Raw genomic sequence first — 15000 nt, 5'->3', positions numbered from 1 at the left:
GGATTCGAGGAACCATCCAGAATGGGTGCGACGCATGGCGTGTCGCAGGACCCTGGGGGGGTCGGGCCGCCTCCCTGAAGCGATGAATGTCCAAGGAGGGGGTGAGGATGAGGCCCACGGAGCGAACACCACCGGGAATCCGCGTGGATGGCCTCTCCAACTCGGCGGGCCAGGAACGTCAAGTCGGGATGAGAGCCGGGTCCAAGCTCGGCAAGTTTGCCCTGCAGAGGGGACGCGCCTTCAGGCAGGCTTGAGAGGAAACCATGAGCCCATCCGAAGTGCTCCCCACCCTCGACCACGGACTCATCGGCAACGGCAACCTGCTGGCCCTGGTCTCTCCCACCAGCGCGATCGAGTGGCTCTGCCTGCCGCGGTTCGACTCTCCATCGGTCTTCGCCCGGCTGCTGGACAGACACAAGGGCGGCGTCTTCCGCTTCCTGGTGAACGGTGAGGAAGTGCGAGGAGAGCTTCAGTACCTCACGAACACCAACGTGCTGATCAACCGGTTCCAGCACGATGGCGTGTCCTGGGAACTCATCGATTTCGCCCCGCGCCTTCCCTACGGATGGACTGTGGATGCCCCGCTGCGCCTGGTGCGGATCCTCCGGCCCCTGCATGGACTGGTGCGCCTCCGGGTCGATTTCGATCCCAGACTCGACTACGCGCGTGGCGAGACCGACCTCCTGGCCATGCCCGACGGCATCGAGATTCGCGGACCAGGTGGCCCCCTCTTCCTCCAGAGCAACCTGCCCATCAGCTACGTGGCCAACCGCCGTGATTTCGTCCTGGACGGGCCCGTGTTTTTCGACCTGTCCTACGGCTGTCGGACCCGCGTGTCGATGTCCCAGGTGGGCCATGAGCTCGAACTGACGGAGCAGGGGTGGCAGGTGTGGGCCAAGTCGTGCGCCCTTCCCTTGTTCAACCCAGAGCTCGTGCTCCGGTCCGCGCTCTGCCTGAAGCTTCATGCCTGCGAGGACACCGGGGCCATCATCGCCGCGACCACCACCAGCATCCCCGAAGCCTTGAACACCTCTCGAACCTGGGACTACCGCTACTGCTGGCTGCGGGACGCCGCCTTCGTGGTGGAGGCCCTCCGCCGCTTGAGCCACCTCCGCGAGGGGGAGCGCTTCCTGCGCTTCCTTCGCGACGTCGCGGAAGCCGGGCCCCTCCAGCCCCTCTACGCGCTGGACGGGAATCCATCTGCTCCCGAGGAGATCCTGGACCACCTGGAAGGCTTCGGGGGCTGCGGGCCGGTGCGCATCGGAAATGGCGCCACGGACCAGCGCCAGCACGACCTCATGGGTGAGCTGGTGCTTTGCCTCGAGACCCTGCTGCGGGATCCGAGGCTCGTTCATGATGAGGAGGACTTGAGGTTCTTCCCGCTGGTCCAGCGGCTGGTCGAGGAAGCCATCCTCCGCGCCCCCGAGCCGGACACGTCCATCTGGGAATTCCGGTCCCTGATGCGGAACCACACGTTCTCGCGCTCGATGTGCTGGGTTGCCGTCCACCGCGGGGCCGCCATCGCCAGGCGGTTCGGGGAATTGGATCTCGCCAGGCGCTGGGAGCGCGTGGCGGATCGGGAACACATCACCATCCTGGAGCGGGGATTCAACGCGAAGCGCGGGTTCTTCACCCAGTCCCTGGATGGGCACTTCCCCGACGCGTCGATCCTGCTGCTCCCGACTCTCGGGCTCGTGGACCCCAAGGACCCCCGCTTTCTTTCCACCCTGGAGGCCTACAGCGAGGAACTGACCGAGGGAGGATTGATGCTCCGCTACCGGAATGACGACGACTTCGGTCGGACGACCTCCGCCTTCACCATCTGCTCCTTCTGGTGGGCCGAGGCTCTGGCGCTGGCTGGACGGCTGGAGGAGGCGATCCAGGTCTTCGACCGCGTGTGCCGCCACGCGAACCCGCTGGGCCTGTTTTCGGAGGACATCGATCCCGCCACGGGCCGCCTGCTGGGGAATTTCCCCCAGGCTTACACGCATGTCGGGCTCATCCATTCCGCCATCACCATCGGTGAGCACCTGGAGGCGTTGGAAGGGAAGGTGCGCGCCTGGTCCTGAGCTGGAGACCCTGGGGGCCTTCCGGGAATGGCGGCCATCCTGCGTCCAGCTCGAAGGAACCGCCCCGAGCCACGCAGATTCCACCCCCTTCCGGATGAATTATGAGGGACCCATCCCATGACCATGAGCGATCGATGGAAGCGGCTCCCCGGCAGCAGGCCTATAATCGGGCCATCCCCCGGCATGACCGCATCAGTGGAGGTACCCGATGGAGCCCACGGTCTCGTTCGTCCTCAACGGCAAGCCCGTGAGCGTCGCGAGCCCTCGCGACCGGATGCTGGTGTGGGTCCTGCGCGATGAGCTGGGCCTCACGGGAACCAAGGTGGGCTGCGAGGCAGGGCTCTGCGGGGCCTGCACCGTGATCGTCGACGCAGAAGCGGTGCCCTCCTGCTCCACGACGTTGGGGGACGTGGCCGGAAAGTCGGTGCTCACCATCGAGGGCCTGGCCCTGGACGGAAAGCTGAACCCAATCCAGGAAGCCTTCCGGGAACACCACGCCTTCCAGTGCGGCTACTGCACCTCCGGGATGATCATGGCGGCCTGGGCCTTCCTGAAGAAGAAGCCGAAAGCCACCCGGAGCGAGATCGTGGAGGCCATGGAAGGGAACCTATGCCGCTGCGGAGCCCACGTGAGGATCCTGGACGCGGTCGAATCGGCAGGCCAGGCCATGGGAGGTGCGCGATGAGGCGCCGGGACTTCCTTCAGGGCGTCGCCGCGGGGGCCGTGACCTTCCTCTTCACCATCCCTGCGGGCTCGGCGCCCATCGTGCCAACCCGACCGGGCGCCTACCCCGAGGACTTCAATGCCTTCCTGAAGATCTCGGCCGACGGCCGCGTGGGCTGCTTCGTGGGCAAGGTGGAGCTGGGCCAGGGCGCCATGACCGTGCTGGCGATGCTCGTGGCCGAGGAACTGGAGCTGGATCCCGCCAAGGTGGACATGGTCCTGGGCGATACGGACCTCTGCCCCTGGGACCTGCCCACCGGCGGTTCCCTCACCATGTGGCATACGGCCCCGGTCCTGCGCGGCGCGGCCGCGGAGGCGCGCGCCGTGCTCCTGGGCATGGCCTCGAAATCCCTCAACGCTCCGGTCGCAGACCTGGCCCTGAAGGATGGGGCCATCTGGGTGAAGGCGGCCCCCGCCCGCCGCACCACCTTCGGAGAGCTGGTGAAGGGACGCAAGCTGGAGCGGCACCTGGGCAAGGTCAACCCCAAGCCCCTCTCCGACTGCACCCTGATCGGGCGCCGCGTACCCCGCAAGGATGCCCTCGCCAAGGTCACCGGCGCCGCCAAGTACGCCGGCGACCTGCGCCTACCCGGGACGCTCCACGCCTGCATCCTCCGGCCCCCGGCCCAGGGCCAGACCCTGGTCGCTGCGGACACCTCGGCCGCGGAGCGGGTGCCTGGGGTTCGCATCGTGCGGGACGGCAGCCTCCTGGCCGTGCTCCACCCCCAGCCCGACACCGCCCGCAAGGCCCTGGCCCTCGTGAAGGGCACCTTCGAAGGGCCGGAGCCCGATGTGGACGATGCCCGCATCTACCATTACCTCGTGGACAAGGCCGCACCAGGTCAGCGTGTGATGATCTCCCGCGGCGACATGGCCGCAGGCGAGAAGCGGGCCGCCACCGTGGTGGAGGGGGAGTACCGCAACGCCTACGAGAGCCACGCCACGCTGGAACCCCACACGTCCGTCGCCAAATGGGAGGGGGGCCGGATGACCGTCTGGTCCTCCACCCAGTCGCCCTTCGTCTTCCGCGATTCCGTGGCCGAAGCCCTCAAGCTGCCCCCGGACAAGGTCCACATCATCGCCCAGTTCGTGGGGGGCGGCTTCGGCGGCAAGCTCGTGGGCCTGGACGCGGTCGAGGCCGCCCGCATCGCCCGGCAGGTGCCCGGCGTGCCCATCCAGGTGGCCTGGAACCGGGAGGAGGACTTCTTCCTGGACGGTTACCGGCCGGCCGCCGTGGTGAAGCTCCGCTCCGGCCTGGATGCCGGGCGCGGCGCCATCACCTTCTGGGAGAGCACCGTGGCCGGCGTCTCCCAGGGCGAGGCCGAGCTCGCCTACGAGATGCAGTCAACCCGGTATCAGGCCCCGGCCGTCCCCAACCTCCACCCCCTCAAGGTCGGCGCCTGGCGCGCCCCCAACGCCCACACCAACGCCTTCGCGCGGGAGAGCCAGCTGGATGCGCTGGCGGCCAAGGCCGGCCTGGATCCCGTGACCCTTCGCCGCCGTCTCATCACCGATGCCCGGCTGCTGAACCTCCTGGATCTGGCCGTGGAGACCTTCGGCTGGGAGCCCGCGCCCGGCCCCACAGGCCGGGGCATCGGACTGGCCTGCGGCGCCTGGCGCCAGGGGCTCGTGGTCGCCATCGCCCAGGTCTCCGTGGACAAGGCCACCGGCAAGGTCAAGACGGAGCGCTTCCTCGAGGCCGTGGATGTGGGCCTCGTGGTGAACCCCGACGGGGCGCGCCAGCAGGTGGAGGGCGCCATCACCCAGTGCATCGGACAGGCCCTCAGCGAGGAGATCCGCTTCAAGGGCGGCCGCATCCTCGACAAGAACTTCGACACCTACCTGCTGCCCCGGTTTTCCGCCATCCCCCGCATCCAGGTCGTGTTCCCGGAAACCTCCACCGCAGTCACGCAGGGCATCGGCGAGCCCCCCGTCGTGCCCGTGGCCGCCGCCTTGGCCAACGCCGTGTTTGACGCCACGGGTGCCCGGGTCACCCACGTGCCCTTCACCCCAGAGCGGGTCCTCGAGGCCCTGAAGCACGCGCCAGCCAGGTGACGGGGTGTAAGTGCCAACCAGGTTGATCGTCCAGGCTGGTTCAGGAAGCTGAATGTCGGCGGCTTGAACGGACAGTGGCTGTCCATCGTGTCGTGCCATGCATGGATGTCCCTGTCCCAGGCCGGCGCGGGACCTGCCGCTCCGAGGGCACGCAGCCTCATCTCTTCCCGCTTCCGCTACGCTGGACCCTTCCTGACCATGCTGAGCCTGACCTATGCCAACCGCACGGAGCGCCTCCTCGAGACGCTGACGGAGGCGTTGCGCCAGGAACGGCAGGCCTTCGGGATATGGGAGCCCATCCAGCTGGTGGTGCCCAATCCGAATGTGAAGCGCTACCTGCTGGACGGCCTGGGGAAGTCCCTGGGCATCCTGGCCCATTTCAAGGTGGACTACCTGGATGGCCTGTGGCGCGGACCGCTGGGCCAGATGGATCCGCCGGTGCGGCTGTGGAACCGCCACGCGCTCCAGGGCGCGATCCTGTCCGTGCTGTCGCAGCCGGGCGCCCTGGAGGCCGTGGACCTGCAGCCGCTGAAGCGCTACCTGGAGGGCGACGGGGCCGACCTGAAGCTCATGCAGCTGGCGGAGAAGGCCGCCGGCCTCCTGGAGGACTACAGCCTCACCCGCCCGGAGTGGGCCATCGCGTGGGCAGCTGGCCGCTCCGTCTCAGGGGCGCCCGCGGAGCTGGAGGCCTGGCAGCGGGGCCTGTGGAACCGGATTCTCACCCGCGCCGAGGCAGGCCCCGAGCGCTGGACCACCCTCGCCGGCCTCCTGCGGGAGGGACGCTTCGACCGGATCCCCCTCCCGCCCCGGATCCATGTCTTCGGGTTGAGCTATGCGGCCGAGGTCTACCACCGGGCCTTCGAGGCGGCCGCCCGGCGGGTGGACGTCCACCTGTACGCCCTGAACCCCTGCCAGGAATTCTGGGACGACCTCCCCACCGAGGCCGAGCAGCGCCGCCGGAGCCAGCGGCGGGCGGCCCTGCCTGAATCGGAGGGCGAGGCCGATCCCTATGCCCTCGAATCCGAAGCCGATCCCCTGCTCCTGCGCCGCTGGGGGCGCCCGGGGCGGGAAAACGTCCGCCTGCTCAACGAGATCTCGGACTGCGACTTCCAGAGCGCCTTCCCGGAGCCGGACCGCTCCACCCTGCTGCGCCGGGTGCAGGACGCGCTCCAGCATCGCGCGGCCTGCGAGCCCGGGGAGCCGGATGGCTCCGTGCGCATCCTGGCCTGCCCCAGCCCGGCGCGGGAGGCCGAGGTGGTGGCCTCCGAGATCTGGCGGCTGATGGAGGCAGCCCCCGCCGATCGGCCGCTGCGGTTCTCGGACATCGCCGTCGTGGTGCCACCGGATGGGAGCCTGCGCACCGCCTACATCGATCACCTGCGCACGGCTTTCGACACCACGGGCCGCATCCCCCTGGTGGTGGTGGACGCTCCCTCGCCGGGGCTGGCGTCCCTGCTGGACGGGGCCGAGCTGCTCCTGGATCTCCCCCTGGGCCGAGGCAGCCGCCGGGACCTGCTGCGGGCCCTGACCCATCCGGCCGTGACGGCGCATTTCCCCGACCTGGACACGGAGGTCTGGGCCCGATGGACCGAAGCCGCGGGCATCGTCCGGGGCCTGGGACCCGAGGACCTGGCGGACGAGGCCCTGGTCGAGCCGGGCTTCTTCCACTGGGAGCAGGGGCTCGAGCGGCTGGCCCTCTCCGCCTATCTGCCCCCCGAGCTCACCTGGTCAGACGCCGGTTTCGAGCGCCCCTCCGCCCACGCCGGGGACGCCGCCGCCACGGCGGCCTTCGTGGATCAGGCTTCCGCCCTCATCCAGCGGGTGCGCGGCCTTCGGACCTTCCACGGCACGCCCGCCGCCTGGGGGGAGCGGCTCTCGGACCACTTGCTGGCCCACCTCGGCGGCGAGGATGCCGCCGATACCGGAGGCCGCGCCAAGCTGGCCCAGGCCCTCCTCCGCCTCTCGACCCTCGTGCCGCCGGGATTGGAGCCGCCCATCCTGAACTACCGGCAGGCCCGCGAGCTGGCCAGCCAGGCCCTCGCCGGCATCCGGGGCGAAGCCGGCGGGCGCCCCCACCAGGGCGTGGTGGTCGGCAGCTATGCGCCCATGCGGGCCCTGCCTTTCCGGGCCGTCATCCTCATGGGGCTCGGGGAGGGCCAGTTCCCGTCGCCCGAGGAGCGGCAGCCCCTCGACCTGCGCCATGCCAGGCGCAAGGCCGGGGATGTCGGCGCGGCCGAGCGGGACCGGTACCTCTTTCTGGAAATGGTGCTGGGGGCCCGGGAGAGCCTGCGCCTGACCTACCCCACCGAGGATCCCGTCAGCAAGGAGGCGCGGCTCCCCTCGAGCCTCGTCCAGGACCTCGTCCAGTCCCTCGCGCCCCTCACCCTGCCGGATCTCCAGGAGCAGCACCCCCGCGACCGGTTCGACGAGGCCTACTTCCCCGCGGCAGGATCCACCGGCCTCCGCTCGCTGGCCCCCGCGGCGCACCGCGAAGCTCAGGCCCAAACCGCCGGCCGGCTGGTGGCCGCCTCCATCCCGGGGACGGAGGACCGGCCCTGGTCCTCGCTGCCCCTGCCCGAGCCCATCCGGAAGGACCTCGACCTCCTGGTGGATCCCTGCCCCACGCCCTCCGGCCGAAACCTTCCCAAGACCCTGACCCTGCGCCTAGCCCACCTGAGGGCCTGGCTGGAGTGCCCCGTCCAGGGCACCGCCAAGGTCCGGCTCCAGCTGCGGGACGAGGAGGAGGACGTGGCGGAGCTGGAGGAGGAGGCCCTCGGCACCTCGGCCTTGCACCGGGCCCTGCTCCGCAAGGAGGCCCTCCTCCGCGTCGCCCGCCAGGGCCAGGATCCGGACGCGGCCTACCACGAGGTCCGGCGGGCCCTCCAGCGCGCCGGACAGGCCGCGCCGGGGATCTTCGGGCAGGCCGAGATCCAGGAGGATCTGGAGCTTCTCGGTCACCAGGTGAAGGCCCTGCGAGGGGAAAAGATCCGGCTGGTGCGGTTCGGTCCTTCCATGAGCGTGGAGGAGGAGGCCGATGAGGTCCGGCCGGCCCTGGAGCTCGCCGTTCCCGTGCATGGGGAGACCCTGAAGGTCCAGTTGGTGGGTTCCCTGCAGCCCCAGGCGGGCGATGCCAGCCTCTTCCTCCTGAAGCAGGCCGGGGCCAAGCGGAATCACAACCTGACGGACGCCTTCAAGGGCAAGCTGCTTCGGGCCTACCTGGACCAGCACCTGCTGGCCGCAGCTTCGGAGTCGGAGCTCACCCACAGGGCCCTCAGCATCGCCGGGCGATCCGCCGACGGAAAGGCGTCCGGGGCGTTCCGGAGTGAGGTGCCCTTCTCGCCCCTGGATCCAGCGGCGGCCCGGACGCGGCTCACATCCTGGATCACCGAACTCCTGGAAACCCGGGAGCCCGGCCTGCTGCCCATCGAGGCCCTGCTGGAAGACCCGCAGCGGAATGCGGCGGAGCTTCAGCAGTGGGTTCTCGACCAGGTGGCGAACGACCGGAGCTTCGCCGCCTTCAAGACCGGCCCCCTCCGCCGCGCCGAGCGCTTCGACCTCGATCCCGATCCCGCAGTGACTGCCGAGCGGCGGCTGGGCGACTTCCTCCGCCAGGCGGCAACCGGCACCACGGAGGAGGTCGAATGAGCCCCCTCCGCTACCCCAAGCCCGCCGCCTTCCCGGACCTGGAGCCCAAGCACTGGGTGCTGGAGGCCAGCGCCGGCACCGGGAAGACCTTCACCCTGGAGCACCTGGTCGTGGACCTGGTGCTGACCGCCGGGCTGCCCCTCGAGCAGATCGTCATCGTCACCTTCACCGAGGCCGCGGCCCTGGAGCTGCGCCGGCGCATCCGCCAGAAGCTCCAGGAACTGCGCGACCTCCAGGAGGACCGCTTCGAGCCCGGCCGCGCCCACTGGGAGCTGGACGACGCGGCCCGCGCACGGCTGGACGCGGCCCTCCAGGCCTTTGACCGCACGGTGATCTCCACCATCCACGCCTTCTGCCAGAAGGTGCTCCAGGATGCCGCCTTCGAGACCGGCCGCCTGTTCCGCCAGACGCGGATGGCCGAAGGCGAGCTCTTCGCGGAGGTCTTCAAGAACCACCTGCGCACCGACTTCTGCGCCACGGAGGCCGATCAGGTGTTCCTGATGGAGGCCCTGGAGCAGACCGGATCCCCGGAGGACCTGGAAAAGCTCCTCAGGGACGCCTGGACCACGCGGGCAGCCCTGTGTCCCGACGAAAACCAACTGGCCCAGGCCAGGGCGGCGGTCGGGGTCTTCCCCATGGCGGATCTCAGAGACACCGAGGCGCTCCGAGCGGCCTACGGGAAATCCGCCAAGACGGCTCTTGAACGGCTGGCCCTCCTGGACCGCCTGCTGGGCTCGCTCCAGGCGGGGGAGACGCTGGCAGCCTGGGAGGCTCTCGCCGGCAGCGACCTCTTCGAGGCGCCCTCGGACAAGAAGAAGTGGCTGCAGGCCGTGTGGGATGACGCCCTCCCTGCCGGTCCCGCCACGCGCATCCGGGACGCCCTCCAGGCGCTGAAGGCGGTTCTCCCCACGCTGGAGGCCGTGATCGTCCACCGGCTCCTGCCGCCGCTCAAAGAGGCCATGAAGACCCGGAAGGCCTCCGAGGGACTCTTCGACTTCAACGACATGATCGACCAGGTGGCCGAGGGCGTGACGCATCCCGACCTGGCGGCCCGCCTCCAGGCGCGCTACAGGGCCGCCCTCATCGACGAGTTCCAGGATACGGACGGCCGCCAGTGGGAGATCTTCCGGCGCCTGTTCCACGGCCCGGACCACCGCCTCGTCCTGGTGGGCGATCCCAAGCAGGCCATCTACGACTTCCGCGGCGGGGACCTGCCCACCTACTTCGAGGCGCGGAAGACCCTCCTCGAAGCTGGCGGAGCGCGGCTCGCCCTCCGGCAGAACTTCCGGTCCTCGGAACCGCTGATCGAGGCCGTGAACACCGTCCTGGCTCCGGAGGGCGGGTTCTTCTCGGCGCCGAACGCATACCCGGAACCGGTCACGGCCGGTCGGAAGCCCCGCCTGGCGGGGTCCGAGGGCGACCTGCCGCCCCTGCGGCTGCTGGAGGTCCCGGTGGCAGGCCCTGTGGGCCGGCTCCGGGCCCAGATCGCCGCGGGCATCGCGTCTGTGTTCCGGGAGCTGATCGACCGCGGGACCACCCTCCATTCCGGAACGTCCGAACCGCCCCGCCCCCTCCACCCGGGGGACCTGATGGTGCTGACCCACACGGGCACCGAGTCCCAGCTCATGGCCCAGGCCCTGCGGGAAGCCGGCCTGCCGTCGGCGTGCTTCAAGGCCGACGGGCTCTTCCAGACGCGGGAGGCCTTGGAGCTGCAGGATCTGCTCGGCGCGATCCTGCGCCCGGATGATCCGGACGCCCGGGGCCGGGCGCTGCTCACCCGGTTCTTCGGCTTCGGGATCGCGGAGGCCGAAGCTTGCCTCGACCTGCCCGCGGGCCATCCCGTCCTGGCGCGGCTGGAACGCTGGCGGGAGCTGGCGCACCAGCGGCGCTACCCCCGCCTGTTCAACGCCATCCTCGAGGAAAGCGGCATCGTCCCGCGCCTCCTGATCACGGAGCGGGGCGATCGCTCCCTCACCAACCTGCACCACCTCGTCGAGCAGCTGCTGACGGAGGCCACCGCGTCCCACCTCGATCCCGAGGATCTGCTCCTGCGGCTGGGGCGCTGGATCCGCGAGGAGGACCTACCCACCCTCGACGCCGAGCCCGGCATCCAGCGGGCGGAAGGACAGGCAATGGCTGTGCGCCTCCTGACCATCCACAAGGCGAAGGGCCTGGAAGCGCCGGTGGTGGCCCTGTTCGGAGGCTACAGCGAAAACCAGCTCGCGAAGGCGGGGAGCGTGCATCGCTTCCACGACGCCGCGAACACCCGCTGCGCCTTCCTCGGGCCGCGGAGGGCCATGCCAGAGGTGATCCAGGAACTGGCCAAGGCCGATGCTGAACGGGAGGACGAGCGGCTGCTGTACGTGGCCATCACCCGGCCCAAGGTGCACTTGGTGATGCCTGTGTTCACCCCGGGGCCCGAGCCACCCAGCTCGCAGGGCTCCTTCGACGCTGATGCCCATCCCAAGGGCCGCCACGGCCGCCTCAACCGGCGCGTCCGGGCCCTGAAGGAGGCCGAGCCGGACACCTGGGGCGCCTGGACGACACCCCTTCCGGTCCCGGTGCGCGCCCTCCCCGAGGGGTCACTGCCCACCCTGCCGGCACAGCTCCAGCTCCCACCCGCCCCGCCCGCCCCCGACTTTCCGGCCCTCTCCCGGCGCGGCCGCCCCCTGCAGCTCCACTCCTTCACGTCCCTGGCCCGGGCCTTCGGGGAAACCCGGCGGTCCGCCAGCCAGGAGGAGGAGGCGCGGGCCGACGAAGTGCAGGTGCCGCGACCGCAGCGGCCGACCGGTGGCCTTCCTGGCGGCACCGCCACGGGCACGGCCCTGCACGAGCTGCTCGAGCGGATCCCCGCTGGAAGGACCCGCAACCTCAGCCCTGAGGCCTGGCGGGAGGACCTCCTGCCGCTGGCCGCGGAGTGCCTGCGGGACCAGGGCCTGAGCCCTGCCCTGGCCGGCGAGGCCCTCCGCCTGGCCTGGGCCGCCTTGACCACTGAGCTCCACCTGCCCGAAGGTCCTGCGATGCGGCTGGACGACTTGGAGAAGCGACTCCCCGAGGTCGCCTTCCAGATGCCCTTCCCGGACCATCCCGACGGCCTCGAGGGCTCGCTGGACCTCCTGTTCGAGTGGGAAGGCCGGATCTACGTCCTCGACTGGAAGACCAACACCCTCGAGGACGGCGACTACGGCGCGGAATCGCTCCACCGCACCATGGCCGCCCACTATGACCTGCAGGTGCGCATCTACACCCTCGCCGCCCTGGCCTTTGCGGGGATCCACGATGAGACCGCCTTCCAGGCTCGCTTCGGTGGGGCGGTGTACGTGTTCCTCCGCGGCCTGCCGGCGGGCGGGATCTGGACGCGCCGGCCCAGCTGGGAGGAGGTCCAGATCTGGCGGCGGGAGCTTGGGGCCATGCACCTCGAGGAGCTGGCCCTGAGCCGCATGGAGCGGGGGACGCATGGCTGAGCGCGCCGCACGCACCGCCCGCCCCCTGGGCGATCCGAAGGCCTGGCGGGAGACCCTCGTCCGCATGGGCCATGGCCCGGAACTCCTGACCCTGGCCGAGACCTTCGCGGGCATCCCCCCGGGGTTGGAGCGGCAGGACCGGGACGCCCTCACCCTGGTGGCCCTGCTGGTGCTGCTCTCCACCCAGGACGGCCACACCCGCCTGCCGCTCGCCGGCCCCGGCGGCGAGGAGGCCCAGGCGCGGCTGGCCCTCTTCACCGGCTCCGAGGTGCCCCTGACCGACCTTCTCGATCGCCCGGCCCTCTCGGTGGCCTTCGGAGCCCCCGGAGAACCCGCCCGGCCCTTCGTGCGCACCGGGGAATGGCTCGCCTCCGCCCGGCTGCATGCGGCGGAGAGGCAACTGGCCGAGACCATCGGATCGCGGACGGCCGCAGCTCCCGCCGGGGAAGTGGAACATCCGGGCGTGGGGGATCTGCTCGAGGCGCCGGTCCTCCTCTCCCAGGAACAGCGCCAGGCCGTGAGTCGGGCCATCCGCGCGCCGTTCGCGCTGCTCACCGGCGGGCCGGGCACGGGAAAGACCTCCATCGTGGTGGCCATCCTCCGGGCGGCGATGCGCCTCGGCTTCGATCCATCCGAGATTGCGCTGGCAGCGCCCACGGGCAAGGCGGCCCAGCGCATGGGCGAAAGCATCCGCGGGACCCTGGGCAGGATCGCGTCCCCCAGCGACGAGGACCGGCGGTTTCTGGAGAACCTGCCCGAGCCCCAGACCTTGCATCGCCTCCTGGCCTTCCTGCCTTTCCGCCAGACCTTCCGGCATCACCGGAACAATCCCTTGCCCCAGCGCCTGGTGATCGTGGACGAGGGCTCCATGGTGGGACTGGACCTGATGGATGGCCTGGCGGGCGCCCTCGACCCCCAGGCCCGGCTGGTCCTGCTCGGGGACGCGGAGCAGCTTCCCTCCGTCGAGGCCGGTGCGGTCTTCCGCGACCTGGTGGAGGCCCTGCCCGAGGCCACCCTCCGGCTGACCCACAGCTACCGGATGGATGCCGCCAACCCGGACGGCCGCTCCGTGCTGCTGACGGCCCAGGCCCTCCGCGCCGGAGATACAGCCGCCCTGGATGCGGAGGGCGCGCTCGCCACGCGGCCTTCCGCCGCCGACCTCCAGGGCCACGGCGCCGAGCACGCCGACGTGGACGATGCCGCCTTGAGGGCCTTCCTGCGGGAGTACCTCGAACGGGAGATCCTCGACCACCCGGGCTTTCGGGAGGCCTCCGACCGGATCTACCACCACGACGGAGGCGCCTGGGCCGCGGGGGATGAAGCGGCCCTGGAGGCCCTCTTCCGGGCCCATGAGCACGCCAAGATCCTCTGCCCCCTGCGCGAGACGCCCGGCCTGCGGAGCGTGGCCGGCCTGAACCAGCGGCTCCATCATCTGGCGGGACGGGAAGCGGCGGGCGCCCTCGATCGCGACCTGGCCGTCTACGCCGGGGAGCCCGTGATGGTCACCCTCAACGACTACCGGCGCGGCCTCTTCAACGGCGACCAGGGCGTCGTGGTCAAGGCCCGCCAGGAGGAGGGCATCCACCAGGCCGTGGCCTTCCGGACCACCACCGGCTTCAGGCTCCTGCCCTACCGCCCCCTCCAGCCCCAGCTCGAGCTGGCCTGGGCACTGACGGTCCACAAAGCCCAGGGCTCCGAGTTCGACCGCGTGGTCCTGGTCCTCCCACCGGCCGACAGCCCCCTGCTGACCCGCGAGATCCTCTATACGGCCCTCACGCGTGCGCGCACCGCAGCCACCATCCTTGGGACCCGAGCCGCCCTCGACGCGGGAATGGAACAGACCAGCCGCCGGTTCACGGGACTTGGCGCCGCCCTCTGGGCCGAGCCTTCACTATAAGTCTCGATCGCGGGTGTGAGGCCGCTTGAGGCTCAGGGCCAGCGGTAGACCATGGCGTTGATGCTCATGCCCGCACCCACGGAGGCGAACACGACGATGTGGCCGCTCGCCAGGGAATGGCCCTCCAGTTCGCCTCTCACGATCAGATCGAGGAGGGTGGGCACGGTGGCCACGGAGCTGTTGCCCAGCCAGGAGACGGTCATGGGCATGATGCCCGCGGGCATTTCGGCCCTGCCGTAGAGGCGGAAGAGCCGCTTGAGGATGGCCTCGTCCATCTTCCCGTTGGCCTGGTGGATCAGCACCTTGTCCACGTGCTCCAGGGAGAGCCCCGCCCGCTCGAGGCTCAGGCGCACCAGGCCCGGCACGGTGGCGATGGCGTACTCGTAGAGCTTCCGCCCCTGCATCTTGATGTAGAGCTGGCGATCGCCGCCTTCGAGGTTGAAGGAGGGGCCCATCTTCAGCAGCCCGGCATGGTCGAGAGCGTCGGACCGCGTGGCGTGCGAGAGGATGCCCACGGGCCCGTCATGGGCCTGGGCCTCCAGCACCACGGCCCCGGCGCCGTCGGCATAGATCAGGCTGTCCCGGTCGACGGGATCGGACACGCGGGAGAGGGTCTCGGCCCCGATCACCAGGGCCCGCTTCGCGTCCCCCGAGCGCAGGAAGTAGTCCGCCTGGATCACGGCCTGGACCCAGCCGGGGCAGCCGAAGGGCAGGTCGTAGGCCACGCAGAAGGGGTTGGCGATGCCCAGCCTCGCCTTGACCCGCGCGGCCAGGGTCGGCACCAGATCGGGCTGCCGGCTGCCCGCGGTCACGTCGCCGAAGTTGTGGGCCACGATGATGTAGTCCAGGGTCTCCGGGTCGATGGCGGCCGAGGCCAGGGCCCTCTGCGCGGCCTCCAGGGCCAGGTCCGAGGCGACCTGATCCTCTGAGACGTAGCGCCGTTCGGCGATCTCGGTGATCTCCCGGAACTTCCCCACCATCCGCGCCGTCTCGCCGGCGGGATAGGGCCGCCCTTCGCCTTCGTAAAAGGCCTGGCCGAGGAACGCCTCGTTCGGAACCTTCCGGGAAGGGATGCAGCTGCCCGTGCCGGTGATGACGCTTCGTACCTGAACCACCCGTTCTCCTTGCGGCAGACGAGCCGGAAATG

At 70.4% G+C, this 15000-nt stretch carries 7 protein-coding genes; 6 read left to right on the top strand and 1 reads right to left on the bottom strand.

What is annotated here, in order from left to right; all coding sequences use genetic code 11:
* The first annotated feature begins 263 nt into the window (after window positions 1-263).
* The 6 genes from MLJ35_RS01155 (at window position 264) to recD (ending at window position 13853) form a co-directional block, all read left to right on the top strand.
* On the top strand, window positions 264-2069 hold the full coding sequence (locus MLJ35_RS01155; RefSeq protein ID WP_243382333.1) for a glycoside hydrolase family 15 protein: 1806 nt from the start codon (window positions 264-266) through the stop codon (window positions 2067-2069).
* Window positions 2070-2277: 208 nt separating this feature from the next.
* Complete coding sequence (locus MLJ35_RS01150; protein ID WP_243382332.1) at window positions 2278-2754, top strand: (2Fe-2S)-binding protein; 477 nt, start codon at window positions 2278-2280, stop codon at window positions 2752-2754.
* Entirely contained in the window at window positions 2751-4847 is a 2097-nt protein-coding gene (locus MLJ35_RS01145) for a xanthine dehydrogenase family protein molybdopterin-binding subunit (RefSeq protein ID WP_243382330.1), read from the top strand. Before MLJ35_RS01150 ends, MLJ35_RS01145 begins: the two co-directional genes overlap by 4 nt.
* Window positions 4848-4952: 105 nt before the next feature.
* Complete coding sequence (locus tag MLJ35_RS01140) at window positions 4953-8492, top strand: exodeoxyribonuclease V subunit gamma (protein ID WP_243382328.1); 3540 nt, start codon at window positions 4953-4955, stop codon at window positions 8490-8492.
* Complete coding sequence (locus MLJ35_RS01135) at window positions 8489-11956, top strand: UvrD-helicase domain-containing protein (RefSeq protein ID WP_243382327.1); 3468 nt, start codon at window positions 8489-8491, stop codon at window positions 11954-11956. Before MLJ35_RS01140 ends, MLJ35_RS01135 begins: the two co-directional genes overlap by 4 nt.
* Window positions 11949-13853, top strand: coding sequence for an exodeoxyribonuclease V subunit alpha (recD, locus tag MLJ35_RS01130; protein ID WP_243382325.1), 1905 nt, complete (start codon window positions 11949-11951; stop codon window positions 13851-13853). Before MLJ35_RS01135 ends, recD begins: the two co-directional genes overlap by 8 nt.
* A gap of 32 nt (window positions 13854-13885) precedes the next feature.
* Here recD and MLJ35_RS01125 read toward each other — a convergent pair whose 3' ends face one another.
* Window positions 13886-14968, bottom strand: a complete 1083-nt coding sequence (locus tag MLJ35_RS01125) for a 3-oxoacyl-ACP synthase III family protein (protein WP_243382324.1) — start codon at window positions 14966-14968, stop codon at window positions 13886-13888.
* Between the last annotated feature and the right edge of the window lie 32 nt (window positions 14969-15000).

The organism is Geothrix alkalitolerans, from assembly GCF_022808885.1.
Classification (GTDB): Bacteria; Acidobacteriota; Holophagae; order Holophagales; family Holophagaceae; genus Geothrix; species Geothrix alkalitolerans.
This window is presented reverse-complemented; position numbering and strand designations above follow the sequence as displayed.